The organism is Mycobacterium sp. (assembly GCF_052145595.1).
GTDB lineage: Bacteria > Actinomycetota > Actinomycetes > Mycobacteriales > Mycobacteriaceae > Mycobacterium.
The window spans coordinates 1-5,031 of the sequence record NZ_JBKQOI010000112.1; the positions used below are offsets into that span (position 1 = coordinate 1).

Here is a 5,031-nt window from a genome sequence, read left to right on the forward strand (position 1 = left end):
CCGACAGCACCGTGTTGGGGCCGTTGTAGGCGGCGACCGACACTCGGGGGAACTCGTTGGCGATCTCCTCGACGTACTTGGCGTCGGCGAACACCGCCACCATTCGCCCACCGTCGGGCAGACTGCCAAACAGCCGGCCGCGCTCGGCCATCAGCCGTGCCCCGTCCTCGAGGCTGAAAACCCCGGCCACACACGCCGCCGCGTACTGGCCCACGCTGTGCCCCAGCACCACGTCGGGCTCGACGCCCCACGACTGCCACAGCCGGGCCAGGCCCATCTCGACGGCGAAGAGTGCCGGCTGGGCAAAAGAGGTGTGCCGCAGTGTTTCTCCGGCCTCACCGTCGGTGTCGCGGTCGGTGGCGAACAGCACCTCCAGCAACGGGCGCGGTAGGATCCCGTCGACCGCTTCCGCGCAGCGTGTCATGGTGTCGGCGAAAACCGGCTCGGCGTCGAACAACTCGCGTGCCATCCCCGGGTACTGGCTGCCCTGCCCGGTGAACAACCACGCCGTCGTCGGCGGGTCCGTGCACTCGCCGCGTACCACTCCCGGTCGCATCCGGTTCTCGACGAACTGGGCCAGGAGCTCGCGGGCGCTCTGAACCGAATCCACAACCAGCGCGGCCCGGTGTTCGAAATGCGAACGCCCGGCCCCCGCCGTGAAGCACACATCGGCGATGTCGACCTTTGGGTGGGTGTTCAACCATTCCCCATATCGCTGCGCCAACGCCACCAGCCCCTCCGGTGACCGCGCCGACAGCGGCAGCACGTCGACTGGCTCATCTTCAGCGTCGGACTCCCATGCCACCGCAATGTCGCCTGTCGAGTATTCGTCGGCGGTCGCCGATTGTGCTGGCGCCTCCTCGATCAGCACGTGTGCGTTCGTGCCGGTGAACCCGAAGGAACTTATTCCGGCACGACGCGGCCTGCCGTTGGCCTGCCACGGAATCGCCTTGTCCACCACCCGCACCGGCAACGAGTCCCACGGGATGTGCGGCGACGGGTTCTCGAAGTGCAGGCTCTGCGGCAGAACTTCGTGCTGCAGGGACAACACGACCTTGATCAGACCGGCTACCCCTGATGCGGACTCGAGGTGGCCGATGTTGGTCTTCACCGATCCGATCAGCAACGGCCGGTCCGCGTCACGAGCGGCACCGTAGACGGCCCCGGCCGCCTGCACCTCGATCGGATCACCCAGTGCGGTGCCCGTGCCGTGCGCCTCAAGGTAGTCAACATCCCCGCCGGCGAGACCGGCGCGGGCGAGCGCCGCGGTGATAAGCCGTTGCTGTGCGCCCCCATTGGGCACCGTCAAACCACTGGAAGCGCCGTCCTGATTGACCGCGCTGCCCCGGATGACCGCGCAAACTCGATCGCCGTCGCGCACCGCATCGCTCAACCTCTTGAGCACCAGAATCCCGCAACCTTCACTGCGCACATAGCCGTCGGCGGTGGCGTCGAAGGTCTTGCATCGCCCGACGGGGGAAAGCATCCTGGCGCGCGAGGCGGCGATGATGGATACCGGGCTCAGCAAGACGTTCACCCCACCGGCCAACGCCAAATCGCAGTCACCGGAATGCAAAGCCTGGCAGGCCTGATGGACGGCCACCAGCGATGAGCTGCACGCGGTATCGACCGCCACGGCCGGCCCTTCCAGGCCGAGCGCGAAGGCAACCCGACCCGAAATGGCATTGAGCGCATTGCCGGTGATGAAATGGGGCTCGATCTTCTCCACCGAGTTGGCGGACAGCAGCTGCGAATACTCGTTGGCAGCCACCCCCACGAAGATGCCGCTTCGGCTGCCGCGCAACGCCGCAGGCGAATACCCGGCACGTTCCAGGCCCTCCCACGCAATTTCCAGCATCAGCCGCTGCTGCGGATCCATCCACACGGCCTCGCGCGGGGAAATACCGAAGAACTCCGGATCGAATCCGTCGATTCCGTCGAGGAATCCACCGAAGCGGCTATAGATCTTGCCCGGAGTCTCTGGATCCGGGTCGTAAAACTCGTCGATGTCGAAGCGGTCATCCGGGACTTCCCGGATCGTATCGACACCGCCGGACAACACCTCCCACAACGCGTCGGGATCGGGGGCGCCCGGAAAGCGGCAAGCCACCGCGACGATCGCGATCGGCTCATCGCTGCGCATCGTCACTACCGAAGCCGGCTGGGGCCCAGTTTTGGCGCCTGAATTGGCACCCGCCTGCTCGCTGAGCCCGAGCACGTCGCCGAGCAGGTAATCCGCCACGTCGGACAGACGTGGGTAGTCCATCGCGAGGGTCGCCGGCAACTCCTTGCCCACTGCTTGTTCGATACGGCGCCGCAATTCGACGGCCATCAGCGAATCCATGCCGAGGTCGAAGAATCCGGCGTCCTCGCGGATCTCCGTGGTATCGACCCGCGTCACCTCCGCCACCGCCTGGCGCAGGTAATCCGCGACAAGTTTCTTGCGCCGCTGGACTGGAGCGTGGGTGAGCTGCTCGACCAATCGAGTCTTCCCGGAAGGCGTTGGTGCCGGCGCGAAATCGGGAACCTCACGCTCCAACTCCGCCAGAAATGACCGCCTCCCCGCTTGCTGGTAGAGCGGCAGGAAGCGGGCCCAATCGATCCGGGCCACAATCCCTTGTGCCGGGGCTTGTACCGCCCCCTGCGCGGAAGAAGCCGCCAGGAGATCAGCCATACCCGCCAATGCATCGGCAGGCGACAATGTCCGGACCCCGCGCTGAGCCAGTCGCGCACGAGCCTCCTCGTCGGCCATGCCCGCCGACCAGGGACCGAAATTAACGCTGATCCCCGAGATGCCCTGTTCGCGCAGCCGCCAGGCCAGCCCGTCGAGGAAGGCGTTAGCCGCGCCATAGGCGGTCTGACCGAACCCACCCCATACTGAAGCGATCGAGGAGGTGCTAAGGAAGAAGTCCAGCTGCAGGCCTGAGGTGTCCAAGGCTGCTTCACTCAAATGCCACGCACCCCAAACCTTTCCGGCGAACACTCGATCCACTTCGGCGTCGTCCAGGGTGCGCAGCGGGGTGGTACCGATCTCGCCTGCGGCATGGACGATGCCGGCCACCGGCGGTAGTTCGGCCTGCACAGTGGCCAACAGGCGCGCGACGTCGTGCGCATTGGCGACATCGGCCGCGATGACCCGGACGTCGCAGCCGTGCTGTTCGCGTAGCGCATCGATGCGCCCTTGCGCGGCATCGCTGGGCGAGCGTCGGCTGGTCAGTACCAGATGCCGGGCGCCGTGCGCGGCCAGATATCCGGCGATCTCCAGTCCGACCGAACCCAACCCACCGGTCACCAGATACGTTGCGTCATCACGCAGTGCCAGTGGTGTTGCGATCGGCTGCCCAACCCGTCGAACCAGCAGGGGAACATAAACCGCTTGATCACGCAAGGCCAGTTGGTCTTCCCTAACGGCCGAGCCACGCGGTGCCGCCGCCACCTGGTTGATCAACCGCGACCACTCGTCGGCAGTCCCCTCAGCCAGATCCGCCAGTCCGCCCCACACTTGCGGGTGCTCCAGCGCGGCAGCACGACCGAATCCCCATAGGCAACTCTGATCCGGTGACACGGTGTCCGCGTCAGTGACTCGTTGCGCACCACGGGTTACCACCCAGATGGGTCTGCGCAGTTCAGCGGCAACCGCGGCGCGGAAGAGTCGCCGTGTTCCGCCCAGGACTCGGTGTTGCATCCGCAACAGCGACCGCATCGATGGTGCGGTGTCGGAGTCCAGGGCCGCGACATGCAGGATACGTAGCTCCGGTTCGTCTGCCACCGCAGCGCGCAACACGACCTCGAGCCGTTCCTCGTCCGCGTCGGACAGCGGCAACCCGAGGATTCGATGCTGGTGCCCATGCGTGGTCAGCACGTCGACCAAAGGCTGAACTACTTCGGCATCATCGCCAATGAGGAGCCAGGCAGATCCCTCGTCAGCTTCCGCATCTGAGAGCCCTGAGACCCCGGCAATGGATTTCTCCCAGCGGACCTCGTATCGATCGTCCGTGATGGACTGGGCTTCACGCTGTCGGTTGTGTTGCGCGGCAAGCTTTGTCAGCAAATCCACGGCCTGCTGATTGCCGCTCGCACCGTCGAGTAGCGCCGCGAGTTCCTCGATCCGCCCGTCCTCGAGAAGCCGGACGGCTTCGGTGCGGATGGCTGCGGTCTGGTTCGAGCTCTGTTTGGTGGGCCGGACCCGCTGCTCACGGAACCAATACTGGCGATGCTGGAACGGATAGGTGGGCAGGTCGAGCTTGCGCGCCGATCCTATGACAGCGCCGAAGTCGGGCAGGTGGCCTAGCACGTACGCGTCAGCAAGGGCTTCGGTGATCTGGCGGTGGTCGGCGGTGTTTCGACGCAACGACGCGATCGCCCGCGGTGCAGTGGCCGGGTCAGGCCATGCCCGTAGGGCTGCGGCGGTCAGCACCGGTTGCGGGCCCACCTCCAGCAACACTTTGCAACTCAGATCGGCAAGGGTGCGCACGCTCTTGGCAAATTCCACCGGTTGGCGCGCGTGGCGACGCCAATAGGAGCCATCGAGTTTCACGCTCCTGCCGAGCGCGGCGCCGGTGCGGTTGCATACCAAAATCCGTTGTGGCGGGCTGAAATTGAACCGGTTCGCATACGACTCGAACTCGTCGAGGATCGGATCCAGGAGTGCCGAGTGGAACGCGTGGCTGGTGTCTAGCCAGTCACATCGGACACCATCGGCTGTCAACCCGGCCACCGCCTGGTCCAGGTCCCGCGCAGGGCCCGACAGTACGGTATTGGCACCGTTGTAGGCGGCCACCGACAGACTGGGGAACTCGTCGGTGAGGCTCTCGACGCGCTCGGCGGCGGTGAACACCGCGACCATCCGACCGTCCGCAGGCAAACTGCCGAACAGGCGGCCGCGCTCAGCCATCAGCAGCGCTCCGTCCTCGAGGCTGAACACGCCCGCGACGCAGGCCGCCGAATACTGGCCGACGCTGTGGCCCAACACCACGTCGGGTTCGAAGCCCCATGACTGCCAGAGGCGGGCCAGGCCCATCTCCACCGCGA

At 65.9% G+C, this 5,031-nt stretch carries 1 protein-coding gene; it reads right to left on the reverse strand.

Annotation, left to right across the window (positions count from 1 at the left end; translation table 11 throughout):
- The coding region (locus ACLP4W_RS10125) for a type I polyketide synthase (protein WP_442386002.1) at positions 1-5,031 on the reverse strand (5,031 nt) is incomplete at both ends.